This is a genomic window from Psychromonas aquimarina ATCC BAA-1526 (genome assembly GCF_000428725.1).
In the GTDB taxonomy this organism is placed as follows: domain Bacteria; phylum Pseudomonadota; class Gammaproteobacteria; order Enterobacterales; family Psychromonadaceae; genus Psychromonas; species Psychromonas aquimarina.
Map to the genome: position 1 here is coordinate 70299 of NZ_AUAM01000024.1, position 12772 is coordinate 83070.

General features: G+C 39.9%; 20 protein-coding genes. 12 read left to right on the forward strand and 8 right to left on the reverse strand.

What is annotated here, in order from left to right; genetic code table 11:
* Positions 1–127 precede the first annotated feature (127 nt).
* Positions 128–376 carry a type II toxin-antitoxin system Phd/YefM family antitoxin gene (locus G337_RS0110590; protein WP_028863864.1) on the forward strand — a complete coding sequence of 83 codons (249 nt, stop codon included), beginning with the start codon at positions 128–130 and terminating at the stop codon, positions 374–376.
* Positions 366–656 (forward strand): type II toxin-antitoxin system RelE family toxin, encoded by a 291-nt coding sequence (locus G337_RS0110595; protein WP_028863865.1) that lies wholly within the window; start codon positions 366–368, stop codon positions 654–656. Before G337_RS0110590 ends, G337_RS0110595 begins: the two co-directional genes overlap by 11 nt.
* Before the next feature lie 16 nt (positions 657–672).
* On the opposite strand, the gene G337_RS0110600 is transcribed toward G337_RS0110595, so the two are convergent.
* The 4 genes from G337_RS0110600 to G337_RS28600 all read right to left on the reverse strand — a co-directional run bounded on the left by G337_RS0110600 (position 673) and on the right by G337_RS28600 (position 2895).
* Positions 673–1215 (reverse strand): hypothetical protein, encoded by a 543-nt coding sequence (locus tag G337_RS0110600; protein WP_028863866.1) that lies wholly within the window; start codon positions 1213–1215, stop codon positions 673–675.
* 127 nt (positions 1216–1342) lie between these two features.
* Positions 1343–1966, reverse strand: a complete 624-nt coding sequence (locus G337_RS0110605) for a plasmid pRiA4b ORF-3 family protein (RefSeq protein ID WP_028863867.1) — start codon at positions 1964–1966, stop codon at positions 1343–1345.
* 132 nt (positions 1967–2098) lie between these two features.
* The gene (locus G337_RS0110610) at positions 2099–2518 is read right to left on the reverse strand and encodes an IS1096 element passenger TnpR family protein (RefSeq protein ID WP_037027324.1); all 420 of its coding nucleotides are present in this window, start codon (positions 2516–2518) and stop codon (positions 2099–2101) included.
* A gap of 203 nt (positions 2519–2721) precedes the next feature.
* Positions 2722–2895, reverse strand: a complete 174-nt coding sequence (locus G337_RS28600) for a hypothetical protein (protein WP_157619276.1) — start codon at positions 2893–2895, stop codon at positions 2722–2724.
* A 662-nt stretch (positions 2896–3557) separates the two neighbouring features.
* On the opposite strand from G337_RS28600, the gene G337_RS0110620 reads away from it, so the two are divergent.
* The 5 genes from G337_RS0110620 to G337_RS0110640 all read left to right on the forward strand — a co-directional run bounded on the left by G337_RS0110620 (position 3558) and on the right by G337_RS0110640 (position 7139).
* The gene (locus tag G337_RS0110620; RefSeq protein WP_028863869.1) at positions 3558–3797 is read left to right on the forward strand and encodes a hypothetical protein; all 240 of its coding nucleotides are present in this window, start codon (positions 3558–3560) and stop codon (positions 3795–3797) included.
* 223 nt (positions 3798–4020) lie between these two features.
* Positions 4021–4512, forward strand: coding sequence for a YkvA family protein (locus tag G337_RS26035; RefSeq protein ID WP_051303144.1), 492 nt, complete (start codon positions 4021–4023; stop codon positions 4510–4512).
* Positions 4513–4646: 134 nt separating this feature from the next.
* Positions 4647–5012, forward strand: coding sequence for a hypothetical protein (locus G337_RS0110630; protein ID WP_028863870.1), 366 nt, complete (start codon positions 4647–4649; stop codon positions 5010–5012).
* A gap of 117 nt (positions 5013–5129) precedes the next feature.
* Positions 5130–6293: a DNA cytosine methyltransferase gene (locus tag G337_RS26040; RefSeq protein WP_051303147.1), complete on the forward strand. Its 1164-nt coding sequence runs from the start codon at positions 5130–5132 to the stop codon at positions 6291–6293.
* On the forward strand, positions 6294–7139 hold the full coding sequence (locus tag G337_RS0110640; protein ID WP_028863871.1) for a BsaWI family type II restriction enzyme: 846 nt from the start codon (positions 6294–6296) through the stop codon (positions 7137–7139).
* A gap of 112 nt (positions 7140–7251) precedes the next feature.
* Here the strand turns inward: G337_RS0110640 and G337_RS0110645 are convergent, their stop codons facing one another.
* The 4 genes from G337_RS0110645 to G337_RS0110660 all read right to left on the reverse strand — a co-directional run bounded on the left by G337_RS0110645 (position 7252) and on the right by G337_RS0110660 (position 8768).
* The gene (locus G337_RS0110645) at positions 7252–7467 is read right to left on the reverse strand and encodes a helix-turn-helix transcriptional regulator (RefSeq protein ID WP_051303149.1); all 216 of its coding nucleotides are present in this window, start codon (positions 7465–7467) and stop codon (positions 7252–7254) included.
* 29 nt (positions 7468–7496) lie between these two features.
* Positions 7497–7754 (reverse strand): hypothetical protein, encoded by a 258-nt coding sequence (locus G337_RS0110650; protein ID WP_028863873.1) that lies wholly within the window; start codon positions 7752–7754, stop codon positions 7497–7499.
* Positions 7755–7786: 32 nt separating this feature from the next.
* Positions 7787–7924, reverse strand: a complete 138-nt coding sequence (locus G337_RS28605) for a hypothetical protein (RefSeq protein ID WP_157619278.1) — start codon at positions 7922–7924, stop codon at positions 7787–7789.
* Positions 7925–8138: 214 nt separating this feature from the next.
* Positions 8139–8768, reverse strand: coding sequence for a LexA family protein (locus tag G337_RS0110660; protein WP_037027325.1), 630 nt, complete (start codon positions 8766–8768; stop codon positions 8139–8141).
* Positions 8769–8866: 98 nt separating this feature from the next.
* Here G337_RS0110660 and G337_RS0110665 point away from each other — a divergent pair, with 98 nt between their 5' ends.
* The 5 genes from G337_RS0110665 (at position 8867) to G337_RS0110685 (ending at position 12766) form a co-directional block, all read left to right on the forward strand.
* Positions 8867–9058 carry a Cro/CI family transcriptional regulator gene (locus G337_RS0110665; RefSeq protein ID WP_028863875.1) on the forward strand — a complete coding sequence of 64 codons (192 nt, stop codon included), beginning with the start codon at positions 8867–8869 and terminating at the stop codon, positions 9056–9058.
* 80 nt (positions 9059–9138) lie between these two features.
* Positions 9139–9678, forward strand: a complete 540-nt coding sequence (locus tag G337_RS0110670) for a phage regulatory CII family protein (protein WP_028863876.1) — start codon at positions 9139–9141, stop codon at positions 9676–9678.
* An 11-nt stretch (positions 9679–9689) separates the two neighbouring features.
* Entirely contained in the window at positions 9690–10133 is a 444-nt protein-coding gene (locus tag G337_RS0110675; protein ID WP_028863877.1) for a hypothetical protein, read from the forward strand.
* A complete protein-coding gene (locus G337_RS0110680) occupies positions 10130–10420 on the forward strand; it encodes a hypothetical protein (RefSeq protein WP_028863878.1) in 291 nt (96 codons plus the stop codon). The genes G337_RS0110675 and G337_RS0110680 overlap by 4 nt, the downstream gene beginning before the upstream one ends.
* A gap of 3 nt (positions 10421–10423) precedes the next feature.
* Positions 10424–12766 carry a replication endonuclease gene (locus G337_RS0110685; RefSeq protein WP_028863879.1) on the forward strand — a complete coding sequence of 781 codons (2343 nt, stop codon included), beginning with the start codon at positions 10424–10426 and terminating at the stop codon, positions 12764–12766.
* The last annotated feature ends 6 nt before the right edge of the window (positions 12767–12772 follow it).

A 12772-nucleotide genomic window follows, 5' to 3' on the forward strand; every position in this document is an offset into this window, starting at 1 on the left:
ATAAACTCGCCTCGCTCACCATAATTTTGGGAGCGCTGCGAGTAAAGTTTCTGTGTTCAGCGACTTGTTATACCGTTTTGTTATAGCTAAAATGACCAATAAAGAGACCACTTAAAGGACTTGTTAAATGACCACTAGAATTTTAGCTGATGTTGCCGCAAGTATTACCGAATTAAAAGCCAATCCAATGAAAGTTGCAGCTAGCGCTTATGGTGAGCCTGTTGCTGTACTTAACCGAAATGAACCAGCATTCTATTGTGTACCTGCTGAAGCGTACGAAATGATGATGGACAGACTCGAAGATCTAGAGCTGCTTGCTATTGCCCAAGACCGAGAATCTGAAGAAAGCATTTCGGTAAATATTGATGACCTATAAACTCGATTTCAAAAAGAGCGCACTCAAAGAATGGAAAAAGCTTGGTTCTACGCTGCAGCTGCAGTTCAAGAAAAAGTTAATTGAGCGCTTAAATAATCCGCATGTGCCGGCTTCAAAGCTCTCTGGTGCCGACAACATGTATAAAATAAAACTGCGCCAATCTGGTTATCGGTTAGTTTATAAAGTTGAAGACGATATAATCATTGTAACCGTCTTGGCTGTCGGAAAACGAGAACGAAGCGACGTTTACCATAAAGCGATGGAACGTTTAGATGACTAATTGTGCTTTAACTGTATTAGTTTTTTACTTCTACAGCAAAAGCACGAAGTTTTGGGTGACTATTAATTTTTAAAAGTGCTTTTTGTACAAAATGATGCTTTTTATATTGCTTAGCTAGAGCTTGGTGGTTAGCAAGATCCAATGTACCCTTTGTGCCAAGTTTTCTTAAGTAATGTTCCTGGTCATTGTCCTCGATTTGAATTCGAATTATCCAGGACGAATGCAATGTTTCAACTGCTTCTGGCGTTGGATACTTCCATTTTTCTAATTTATGACGAATCAATTCAGAGTCAGACTTAACTCCACTTATAAATCTTGAGCAATCACTTAAGACTCTTTCGACTTTAGCTTCAAACCCTAAGTCTCCAGCTTTTAATCGTTTAGCATGTATAGCGTTTTTATATTGTTCGGCAAGTTCTCGAGTCTGTAATCGAGCACTTTTCTCTCGGTGAATGAGTCTGCCACTTACGCCAATTGACAGCTCTCCATTTTCACAATATTCATAATTATGAAAGTTGAGTTTGTCAGAGTGAATAACACTGATATAAAAAGCTTCCATGCAATACTCCAGAAAAAACTAACGCCTACAATAAGGTGCGCTACGATGAAACAACCAAGCACACCAAACTCTATACCCAAACCGCCGAGTGTAAGGCGTCATCTTGATTGTTTGGTTTTGTTATGTTTTATGACTCATATGGTTGATTAAATGCATTACACCAGCGTAGGTATGGGTCTGCAAATTTAACCTTTTTGGCACTAAATGATTCAGGTTTGTACGGCCAATACTTTTTAGCATGTCCGTTTTTTAACCACTCAACAGTCTCGACAAATTCTTCATGACCCTGATTTGAAAGTATTTCTAGTAGATTCTGATAACCATACATACCACCGCAGTCTTCTGGCGGGCAAGCTATCTCACCAGTTAAACATTGTGGGTAATTTGACTCTATTGGAGCTAAGAATATACCAACTAATACAATTTCATGATGCCAGTGATCACCAAAATCATAGACATAATCAATGGTATTACCCAATGATGTAAAATATTTTTTTACAGGAAACTCCCAACTTGCAATGACGCTATCATCATGCTTTGATTCAGGAATACCAATTGATTTACCTTTCGTTGGACCATTTTTCTTCGGTGAAAATTCGTGCAAATGATAATCTAGCCATCCCATCGCATCTTGAATAGCAACATGTAGTTCCCAAAAATTGTAGTGATCGTGAACATCAATTTCGCGCCAGATTTCAGGAACACTATCCGTTAATGAAATTCTGAACCGAAGAATTTTTTGCTGTCTCATTGTTCAATAACCCTCTAAATTCAAATATAAAACATAACGCTTTGCTAAGCGTCAATAAAATAGCTGGCTAAAATTAGCGAGGAGGTAGCAAAAGCCAACTGTTTTTCGTCCGTTTAAGTACTTGTTAGGCATTTACGGCCAACCTGAATTAGGATATTGCTCAGGTTTTTTACCCGATTCAGTGATTACTCTTGGGTAAATTTGCCCATTAATTGGTTGCTTTGCCTTTTTACGTGTTTTGGATATTTGAAAAATCCAATCATCTCCAAAATCAAAATTGTAAAATAACTTACGATTTTTCGGTAGGGGAAACAAGTCAAGCAACTTAGTACTCAATGAATGCTCACGATCATCGTAGTGAATCCGTTCAGAACCAAATTCTCTACGCGAAATAAAAAACTGGTACATATGGTCATTATTAAATTTAATTATATTTAGTATTTCTGCATGAAGCTCTTCTAGGGCAATGCTCTCATCAACTTCTACTTCACAAGACCATTCATTGCTTGCATAAAAACCAGACAACAACGTAATTTTAATTACAATAATCATAGATACCTTAATTTGATGTCTAAACGCCCTTGTTAAGGCGCAAAATATTGCTGGCTAAACTTGAGCGCAGCGAAAATAGCCAGCTGTATTTTGTCGCACTTTAACGGCTTGTTATGTTTACGGCATACTTTGGATGAAAATAACATTAAAAAGCATCTATTATCAGCAAGTTAACCCTGCAACGTTGAATAAAATTTTACGTTTTAAATAATCCCTTTAATCAGCGCGGTAATCAACATAATAAAAACTAAAATAGGCAATAGTTTACTATATTTAGCTTGTTGCTGTTCATCTACAGGTTTAGCAAAACGCTCAATTAAAATAACCATCAACGCAACGGCTGAGAATAATACAGCTAAAATAATTAACACGTTCATAAATAGCACCTTAGACACAAACAATTATAATGAAGTAAGTGCTAAATGATCACAATATAAAAATAGCAACAGCTTCAATTAATCTATCTCCACTATATTGAATGCTTCTTCACACTCTGAGTAACACATAACATCTTATTAGACGGAATATGCATATGCACTTAATACCTATTATGGTAAATAGCCATTTTTTGTCATGTAAATAACAGCTTCATTGATAAATCAATATGAAGGCCTCAAAACAAACACCCAATCAGTTAGTATCAAGCTCAAAAGAGCAGGTTAAAAATTGGGTTTTTATGAAGGTTATTTCAGTATAAAAATGCTTTTTCCGTTTGCCGGATTATTCAAGGCCAAGTAGCCGAATGCACAGCTTTCATTTCCTATCCAAAGGCTCCCACCCGTAATAATTATTCTCCAGCTAAATTGATTGCCTCGCTCTTTGTTTTTATAACTTGTTTGTTTTTCAATGACATTGGTGTAATGGGATGTAATATTTTTTTATCTAGATAGGAGTATTATCGCGAGCTTAATCCAATAACCTTGCAAAAAGAAAGGTTTGGGTGTGATTTGAAGTACGTGGGGCAAACTTTGCGCTTTGCCTTTTAGAGCAAAATACAAGACCTGACCCTCGAGTTTTTTTTAATATAGAGTTTATAATCATGAGTAATTACTTAAAAATACCTGTACAACTTAAAAATAAAGAGCTAATTCAATTCTTAAATAGCATTCTAGTAAAAAATAGAATTGTAGACACTGTAATCACCGATGTGACGTTTTTAGAAGACAGTATGGTTATGTCTTTTTCTAAGGTGAATGGAAAGGAGCCTACGAATAACGAAAAAATCATTATCCGTGAAGTTCTTTCAAATTCAGGGATTGTCTTCGAGTTTAATCGTTAACAACAATTCTGTTTAAACACATAGTGGAATACCGGGGTCATGAATACCGGAATCAGGTCTTTAGTTTTGACTTTTCAGAAAAGTAGATAGAAGAGATGGAGGCAAGATTAAAGATCTGACCCCATGGTTTTTGACCCCGAGACTTTTATAAGTAGCAATGCAGAGGCTCTGACGTTGTGTTAGTTGTTATCAAAATTATCATCAGTTCATACAGGAAGTTTTAATGTTCAACGGTGCGTTAACTAAGTTAAAAGAAGCAAAAGATTCTCTATTAAAAAGCGATGAGTTAAAAAATGAAATTGAGAGTGAAGATGTCGCTCTTGAATTACCTGAAATAGAGCAGGTTCATGCGGATGAATACAGTGATGAGAGTTTTTGGAATAAATGTACTAAATACGCAAAAGCTATTGGAGGAAAAGGGCTGGAACAGGCTTTTACTCTTTATTTTGCAACAGAAAATGAAAAGTGCACCTTAGTTCATAAAACGGCTATTTACGGAGCATTAGGTTATCTTATCTCTCCAATTGATGCCATACCCGATCTTACTCCAATACTTGGATACACAGATGATATGGGCCTAATTGCCACAGCCTTAGTTGGTGTTGCATCTTGTATAGATGAAAAAACGAGAGAAAAAGCGAAGGATAAAGTTAATAAACTTTTTAATTCTGAGCCAGAAAAAAACGAAGATAATGTGTCCAATTCTGAGTGCTAAAAGAAAAAATATATAGGATCAAGTATTGTGTTTTGCTTTTTGAGCAAAACACAATATCTGGCCCTGCAAATTCGAAAAACATTGCCAAGCTAGCGCTTCGTTGTTGCGAGCGTTAGTTTTCAATAGGAGAGCAGATGGCAAATTATTGGGTAGTTGGAGCATCTTGGGGCGGAGTTCAGCACCAAGATAAAAAATTCATCGAGCAAGGTATATGGATGCTCGGATGGGAAGATGGGAATCAACCTGAAAAGGCTTCTCATATTCAAGCTGGAGATCGCATTGCTATTAAGCGCATGAAAGGTCGAGGACAATCAGGAATAAAAATATTTCATCTTGGAATTGTTAAAGGTGTGATTTTGGAAACCAACAAAGTCATTTGCACTGTTGATTGGGTAGCCACAAATCTAGATAGAGATATGGAAGAAAGCCGTGGATGTTTTAAATCTATTCATGGCCCTTTTGAGCATGACGAATGGGTGCAAAAAGCGTTCTGCTTATAAAATTAATAAGTGCAAGCAAGCAATTTTTGTCCATTGCTAGGGCGTTAATGCTGTTTAAGCTAAGTATACTCCTTTATAATTTGTACCTTATAAAAAAGAACCTACGGGATTATTAAATTGCTTAAACATATTGATTTCTTTTCTGGCCCTGGTGGAATTTGCACTGGCTTTAATGCCGCTGGAATCCAGACCGTTGCGGCGGTAGAAAAAGTGGAGAGTTGTGTAGAAACATATCTTGCAAATCACCCTCAAGTTAATGTTATTCACAAAGATATACGAGAAGTAATGCTTTCAGATTTAGAAAGCACATTATTGGCTCATAAAATTGATATTATTACTTCAGGTATGCCATGCGAAACCTTCAGCACTGCTGGTTCAAAGTCTCGTTCATTTTATGATCATCGACAACAACTTTATTATGAAACAATTCGATTGGCAGACCTGATTAAACCGAGGTTAATACTTTTTGAAAATGTTGTTGGAATATTGTCAAAAAAGACAGTTAAAGGCGGTGACCGTTTAATAATAGAAGATATTATTGATGATCTGGCTGAAATTGGTTACACGCATGCTATTCAAGTTGTATTAGATTCGACAGATTTTGGTGTACCTCAAAAGCGTAAAAGGTACTTTATTTTGGCAACTAGAGAGGATGAGTTACAGCTAGCGCCACCAGTTGGTACTCATAAAAACCCTGTAACAGTTAAAGATGCTTTTTACGGTTTGCCATTAAATGACGCAAACACTAAAGATAACTATGGAACTTATACTGGTGAAGAAAGTGTTTACTCCAAGTTGTTGAAAGATAGGGTGTTTTGGGGGCTGAATACAAAAGGTAAGAAAAAGGCTTTAACTTATCACGATGCTCCAAACCATAGAAAACCTACGTTAGAAAGGTTTAAATTAATTTCACCAGGAGAAAATCTAAAAGATGCTTTTACTAAGCACTCAGAGGAACAGGTTAGTAAATTACAGGAACAAAAGATCTTGCCTAAGAAGTGGTTTATTCAGCGTAATATGCGACTTGTTGAGTCACTTCCTAGTAAAACTGTTACTTCTCATTGTTTAGATGAACTAGTGCATCCAATATTAAATAGAGCTTTAACCGTAAGGGAATGTGCAAGACTACAGTCATTTCCTGATGATTATAATTTTGCTGGAGGTCCGTTTATTTGTCCCCATATGTATGAAATGCAGGATAAATATGAGCAAATAGGTGATGCAGTACCGCCACTGCTTGCTTACGCTTGGGCTAACAAAATAAAGGAAATTTTGGAATAGATGATAGATTATAAAAAATATTGTATTAAAGCATATCAGGTAATATTTAAGAGAGAGTACCGCAATTGTATATTGAGTAAAGCTAAGGATAAACGTAGACATGCTCAAAGAGCTGCAATTAGAAGGGCTTCAGTAGCAACGATGAAAAAATTTCCAGATATCGAGCCCACAGATATATGGAAAACAATTTATATTGCTCACGTAAATAACGTTTCAGGTATAGCTGATCAGGACGTCATTAAGAGTGTTATTTCAGCTGATAATAGCTGGAAAAAATCAAGTGGACATGCTTTTGAGGAAATGATCGCTGAATTAGCTAATTTAGGTTTAGCTGAGCATGGACTGAAAATTATTCTCCAAAAAGAACTAAGTAATGAATTAAAGCTTAAAAGAATTAAAAATGAAGTTAGAGATATAAGCTGGTTAAAAGAACAGGTAAGCTCTAGTATTTTTGATCTTTATCTTGCTATAGAAGTAGAAGATGGACTCTTAATCTATGGCTGTGTTCAATCTAAAACATCAATTCGAGATCGAGTTACACGTGATAGAGAGCCATCAATAAATGCAATGAGTGCATTTTTTATTTCTATTGCAATAGTAATGGATGGTGATTTTTTGAGACTTCAAAAATTTACAAATATGGTGAATGGTAATAGCGCTGAATTTGATGTAAATGGCTGGCATTCGATGTACGTGTTATCCAACGATAAGTCTTATAATAACGATCGAATCAAATGCATAGATTTAGATATGGGCCTACTCATTTCTGAGCTTAAAGCTGGAGCTGACTATTGGACAACACAGCGCCAGTGGCTAAATCCTACTTGGAGAGCAGAACAAGCCTAAAAATTGAAGCTCGTAGATAGGAGCTGGATTTTGTTTTATGCTTTGGTGCAAAGCAAAAAACCTTTGATTTTGCGGTAGATAAAATCAAAGGTTTTCATAGGAGAGGTATTAATCACTGCTCTTGAGACTGCTTGTCCAGCCAGTTATTAAAATCGACTTCTTTCCAGCCGAGTGTGCGTCTGCCCATTTTTATCGGTTTGGGAAATAACCCTTGATTCACCCAGATCCACAGTGTGGTGCGTGAGCGGTTCACTTTTTCACATACATCGGTAATCGATAGAATGTTATTGTTGATCGCTTGAGTTGGTTGTACGCTTGCTGTCTGCATGTTCTTCTCCTTGTTCCCTTCGTTAATATTCAAGCCAGTTCCGGCATCGGCATCCACGCTTTAAGCGCATTTGCACATTCATATTCAGTTTTAAAAAAAGTGTCGTTGCGCTTGCCTTGATAAAGATCTGCGTCAACCAGTGAAAATACCCACTGCTGTTCTGGTTCATTCCATGTTGCTGAAACAGGAATCGGGCAGTCATCAAAGCAGGCAATGATGACGTTGTCTTTTGGTGCGGTTTCGGCAGGCTGCCAGCCTGTGATCAGAGTTGATTCAAATTCTTTCATTTTTTACCCCGTCTTAATGTTAATTGTCCGTTTTAACGATTGCCCTGCAGCAGCTTGCGTTGAAAGTAAGCCCTAGTGTTGTCTTTGATGCGAATTGTCAGGTCCAGCACTTGGATTTCTGCACGTAAGTCACGATGCTTTAGCAGTGTTGCAGTTGAAATCAGTTGCATATTGTCTCCCCTTGTTTAGTTGGTATGAGGAGAGTTTAGTGATCTAAACTAAACTTTGTCAATAAAAATGTTTAGTTAATTAAACTTTTGTTTGTAGTGTTCAAAATTAGGAGATTGATCACAGTATGGCTAGGGACGTTTTATGGAGGAATTTAAGGTAATAAAAAAGGGCGCTTAAGCCCTTGAATGAGAATGGAATTTTATAAACAACGATTTATAGCGATCTGCCAACGTATATGACTACACCGACAAGAGTACAATTACCATTAATCGCTTGTATTGGTGTCGGCCATGCTGGATTAGCTGCTTTTAAGTATTTGTGTTCACCTTCGATAATCAGCTGCTTAAAGGTGGCTTCGTTCTCATCGTCTAATCGGGCAATGACGTATTTCCCGTTAGTAGGTTGAACGGCCGGATCAACAAATATCACATCGCCTTCTGAAAATTTAGGGCTCATGCTCATTCCGCGCACCTTTAGAATAAAGGTGTTGTCGCTGCATTTTATCGGACAGGGATAGTACTCCGCATCAAGCGGGTTAATTTCATGAATGGCAGACCAGTCTCCCGCCTGTACCCAGGAGATCACTGGAAACATACCATGGATTTCTGGAGCTGGTTCTACGTTGCTGGGTTCAGTGCCGGAATGACCTTCGCCAGTCAGCAGCCATTCAGGATCGCACTTCAAAACCTTTGCTACGACGATGATATTTTTTCCACCAGGCTTTGCGATTCCGTTAAGCCATTGGCTAACAGTCCCTTTAGAAACCCCGGTTGCTTTCACGACATCAACAGCCCGTAAATCCAGGGCGCTCATTCTGTATTTGATTCTATTTGATATATCCATAGTTAAGTATTCTAAACTTTTTATGGTTTATTGTTGTGGACAAATTAAGTTTATTTCTCTAAACTTTTTTGCCTGTTGATATTCAAAAGGAGTTAATTATGAAAAAGAATGACGTCATTTCCCATTTTGGAACAGTGACCAAAGCTGCCGAAGCTTTAGGTTTAACCAAATCAGCTATTTCACAGTGGCCTGATGAAATCCCCAAGCTCCGTGCATTTGAAATTGAACGCTTAACTGATGGAAAGCTCAATGCTGAGTTCAGCCATTACCAGCAAGTCCCGAGCAACTAGCAGTCAGTTACGCCTAGGTGTCAGTCAGTAGGCGTAACTGAATGCTGTTATTTATCTTTTTAACAAGTTGAGTATCTATTATGGAATGTTCTACATCAACGTGCAGTTTCCGTGAGAGCGCACTCCATGCCATCAACGAGGCATGTTGCGCTTTTGCTGAAAAAGAAAACATGCGGGTAATCTCTGCAAATACGGGGATAGGAAAATCGCAGCTGCGTAATAAATTAAACCCGTCACAGACACACAAATTGTCAGTTGATGATTTGTTACTGATTACCAAAGACAGCGGCAATTACTGCATCGTTAACAGCCTGCTGTTAAACCTCGATATGGTTGCGGTAAAAGTTGAGCGCAATTCCACAGATGAAACCCTAGTAAAACGCGCATTAGAAAACAGCATGTATGCCGGTGAACTGTCCCGCCTGGCATTAGAGAACGGCGGTGAAATTCGTCTACCTCGCAGAAAGCGTACTGAGCTGTTAATGCGTGCCCACCAAAGCGTCAGCAATTTAGTACTGCTGATGAACGATCTTGAAAACAAAACGTCCGGCGTCTCGCCGTTTCTGTCGATGGGATTAGATTTCATCGTCAGCGGTTCCCCGCTCCCAGGTTTAAGTTAAGGATTAATATTATGAATAATTTAGCGATTAAACCCCCGCAAACATCGAGCCGTGCCGCACTGTTAATTGGTGTTGATATGGCTTCTGGTCAAGATGAAAGCATTGTGCGCACGCTTAATAGCGCAAAGTACTTTGCAGATAAGGCGCAGCGCATTCTTAACAAAGGTGAAAATGGGAGTACCCATGCAGTTCACAGCATGGTGAATTCAATTATGACCTTATCAATGTTGAATCATGAAGTGCTGCATATCAATGTCGCTTACGCCCCGCATTGTGCTGATTTAGAAATAAAGGTGTTTGATGCTGACACAGATTATTTTAGCGCTCATAAAGCGATGTTTAGCCGCTGTGTTCATTTAGATGTAGCGAACACGCTTGAACAGTTAAAAAACCTTGAAGATGAACTCATTGAGTTAGTCGGCCAGGCTAAAGATAAAGCAATGGGGGCGGTATGAATGCAGCCGCTGCGTTAAAAACAACTCCGCCTAAAACACAGCAAGAGTGCATTGCTGATTTGTATGCCTTGTTTGATGAAACCAGCCGAGGTGGTGTGTTGTGGCAGAAGTTAGATCGCCCGGTGCGTGAAACCTTTTGCCGCTTTGCGGGGTTAAAACAGCGTCATGTTGAGCTGCCGCTGGATAAGTTCAATGAACTAGACCGCCATAAACTGCTGAAGTCGATTAAAAACATTGAGCAGGTCGCTAAGCCGTTCAGCCGCCTTTCACTCCAGGATTTTAAATAAAGCATGTTCAACACACCCGGTATTTCAGATTACGGTTTAACTAAGCAGTATTTTGACGAACTTTACCCGGCAGATACTGCTGCCGAAAATCACCCCGTTGATTTAGATGTGGATTACGAACCCGTTAAGATGCCGTCAAAGGATGGTTTATGGGAGTCATTTAATCCATGGGAGCCCACAACCGAGCAGAAGTTTAAAAGCTTTCGTGCTGAGCCTAAAAAGGTGCTGGAAAAAGCACATGTTGGCACCGAAGGTTTATGGGAACGCGATAAAGAGTGGGCCTGCTCTTTGCTCCATAAAGCGGTACCGCCTGAGCTGGCTGTCTCACTTTTTGCCCAGTATGTGAAAAAGTGGGAAAACTACGTATTACATAAGCAGGCGAACCCGGGCAGTAAAAGCCGCAGTAACCAGGGGAATATCTGGCTGCGTAAGCGCATTAATATGGTGAAATGTGCGGTGGCTTCTTTCCCTGTTCCTATTGAACACTTAAAGCATGACGGCCTGCGTAAAAGCATGGCACAACTTTGGGCTAATAAGTGCATGGTCTGCGTGGTTGAAGCTGCTGATTCAGGCAAAAATATGGTTGATGCCTTTGAAGTCGCTGAGCTGTTTATTAAGCAGTGGGACTTTACCGTACTGACGCCTGCTCAGGAGTTTGAACCGCTGGAAAATGAAAGTGCTGATGATTATAAACTTCGTGTTGGCAATGAGCTGGCTGGCTTTCGACTGACAAGGTTAGTTGATGATGCTTGGTGGCTTCGTAAAATTGATGATGCATACAGACAGTTTTGCGAACATTGCCAGATCTTAAATGGTCGTGTTCGCAAAGGTGTCTCTATTTATTTAAGTGATGCGGGACTGCGTGACTATCGCGCCCGTAAAAGAGCAGGTGCACTGGCGCTGTCTAAAATGGTGGCGCGTAATGAGGAAACGGGCGACGAGGTAAACCTGCTGGATGCTGTTAATAAATCGGTATCTAACCCGGCCATTCGCCGTCATGAACTGATGGTGCGCATGCGCGGCTTTCAAGATATCGCCGAAGAGAATAAGTTAATCAGCGGTTTCTTTACCTTAACTGCCCCCTCTAAATATCACGCTTATCACATGCTTAAAGATAAAGAAAAAGCCAAGGAAAATAGTAAATATGCTGGTTTTACTCCCAAACAAACCCAGCAGTATTTGTCTGATGTATGGGCCAAAGCCCGCGCTGCCTTAAAGCGCCTGGATATTCCTTTTTTTGGTTTTCGTGTTTGTGAACCACACCACGACGGCACACCGCACTGGCACGCTTTGTTTTTCTTCAAGCCGGAGCATGAGCAGGTTATCTGTTACATGCTGGCGGAATATTTCACCCAGACTGACCGACATGAACTGAATGCCGAGCATGCTGAGTTTCGTGACTGGCATAGCTTAGTTATCGGCAGAGGTGAGTACGGCCGTTATATAAAAGAGGTTGATACCGCGATCGTTAATGATGCGGCAGCTGAACTTTCTGAACGTATAAAAGCCCGCTTTAAATATAAAAGAATGGACTCAGAAAAGGGCGGTGCGACAGCTTATATAGCTAAATATATTGCTAAGAATATTGACGGCTACAAATTAGATGAAGACGACGAAACGGGCACGGCTGCCGATAAAGCCGCATTGGCCGCATGCGGCTGGGCTAGTACCTGGCGCATTCGTCAGTTCCAGCAGATAGGCGGTCCTTCTGTTTCAGTATGGCGGGAACTTAGGCGCTTACCGCAGAACGAGCAGGTGAAGGCCGAAAAAGCAGCTGCTAAAGAGAAAGGTGAAAAGTATCAGTCAAAAATCCGTGCGTTGACTGACTTAATAAATGATGAACACACCATAGAGGTGGCGCGTATTGCCGCCGACTCAAACAACTGGAGCATGTTTATTCATGCCATGGGCGGCTTGTTTGCTACCCGTAATTCTTTTCCTATCCGCATGGTTTATAAGCCCGTGGGTAATGCCTACGGCGAAACGGTGAATAAGTTAAAAGGTATTGGATCTTTTGACAGGACGATGATTACACACTCCGACGCCTGGGTGATAGGCAAGGTTGGTGCAGAAGGTGGTTTTGACCTTGAAGAAAACGACAGTTTTCTCCCTTGGAGTTCTGTCAATAACTGTACGCGGGTTAAAAAACCAGCAGTTGAACAGGCAGTTATTGAGCAGTTTGAACCGCTAGGGGTTGATCTTGATGATTATCTGCTAGGGGTTGTGATGAAAGGAGGGCGAATTTTGATACCAGACGGCCGCAGGGCCTGGTTATCAAATACAGATTTAGGCTGGCAGCTTCGTGTTGAGGAGATAATTACGGATGTTGGCTGGGATGATTGGTAGTGCGTT

What these genes read in the sequence shown, in the direction of transcription:
- G337_RS0110590 (WP_028863864.1), top strand. Translation starts at nt 128, where the DNA reads ATGACCACTAGAATTTTAGCTGATGTTGCCGCAAGTATTACCGAATTA.
- G337_RS0110595 (WP_028863865.1), top strand. Translation starts at nt 366, where the DNA reads ATGACCTATAAACTCGATTTCAAAAAGAGCGCACTCAAAGAATGGAAA.
- G337_RS0110600 (WP_028863866.1), bottom strand. Translation starts at nt 1,215, where the DNA reads ATGGAAGCTTTTTATATCAGTGTTATTCACTCTGACAAACTCAACTTT.
- G337_RS0110605 (WP_028863867.1), bottom strand. Translation starts at nt 1,966, where the DNA reads ATGAGACAGCAAAAAATTCTTCGGTTCAGAATTTCATTAACGGATAGT.
- G337_RS0110610 (WP_037027324.1), bottom strand. Translation starts at nt 2,518, where the DNA reads ATGATTATTGTAATTAAAATTACGTTGTTGTCTGGTTTTTATGCAAGC.
- G337_RS28600 (WP_157619276.1), bottom strand. Translation starts at nt 2,895, where the DNA reads ATGAACGTGTTAATTATTTTAGCTGTATTATTCTCAGCCGTTGCGTTG.
- G337_RS0110620 (WP_028863869.1), top strand. Translation starts at nt 3,558, where the DNA reads ATGAGTAATTACTTAAAAATACCTGTACAACTTAAAAATAAAGAGCTA.
- G337_RS26035 (WP_051303144.1), top strand. Translation starts at nt 4,021, where the DNA reads ATGTTCAACGGTGCGTTAACTAAGTTAAAAGAAGCAAAAGATTCTCTA.
- G337_RS0110630 (WP_028863870.1), top strand. Translation starts at nt 4,647, where the DNA reads ATGGCAAATTATTGGGTAGTTGGAGCATCTTGGGGCGGAGTTCAGCAC.
- G337_RS0110640 (WP_028863871.1), top strand. Translation starts at nt 6,294, where the DNA reads ATGATAGATTATAAAAAATATTGTATTAAAGCATATCAGGTAATATTT.
- G337_RS0110645 (WP_051303149.1), bottom strand. Translation starts at nt 7,467, where the DNA reads ATGCAGACAGCAAGCGTACAACCAACTCAAGCGATCAACAATAACATT.
- G337_RS0110650 (WP_028863873.1), bottom strand. Translation starts at nt 7,754, where the DNA reads ATGAAAGAATTTGAATCAACTCTGATCACAGGCTGGCAGCCTGCCGAA.
- G337_RS28605 (WP_157619278.1), bottom strand. Translation starts at nt 7,924, where the DNA reads ATGCAACTGATTTCAACTGCAACACTGCTAAAGCATCGTGACTTACGT.
- G337_RS0110660 (WP_037027325.1), bottom strand. Translation starts at nt 8,768, where the DNA reads ATGGATATATCAAATAGAATCAAATACAGAATGAGCGCCCTGGATTTA.
- G337_RS0110665 (WP_028863875.1), top strand. Translation starts at nt 8,867, where the DNA reads ATGAAAAAGAATGACGTCATTTCCCATTTTGGAACAGTGACCAAAGCT.
- G337_RS0110670 (WP_028863876.1), top strand. Translation starts at nt 9,139, where the DNA reads ATGGAATGTTCTACATCAACGTGCAGTTTCCGTGAGAGCGCACTCCAT.
- G337_RS0110675 (WP_028863877.1), top strand. Translation starts at nt 9,690, where the DNA reads ATGAATAATTTAGCGATTAAACCCCCGCAAACATCGAGCCGTGCCGCA.
- G337_RS0110680 (WP_028863878.1), top strand. Translation starts at nt 10,130, where the DNA reads ATGAATGCAGCCGCTGCGTTAAAAACAACTCCGCCTAAAACACAGCAA.
- G337_RS0110685 (WP_028863879.1), top strand. Translation starts at nt 10,424, where the DNA reads ATGTTCAACACACCCGGTATTTCAGATTACGGTTTAACTAAGCAGTAT.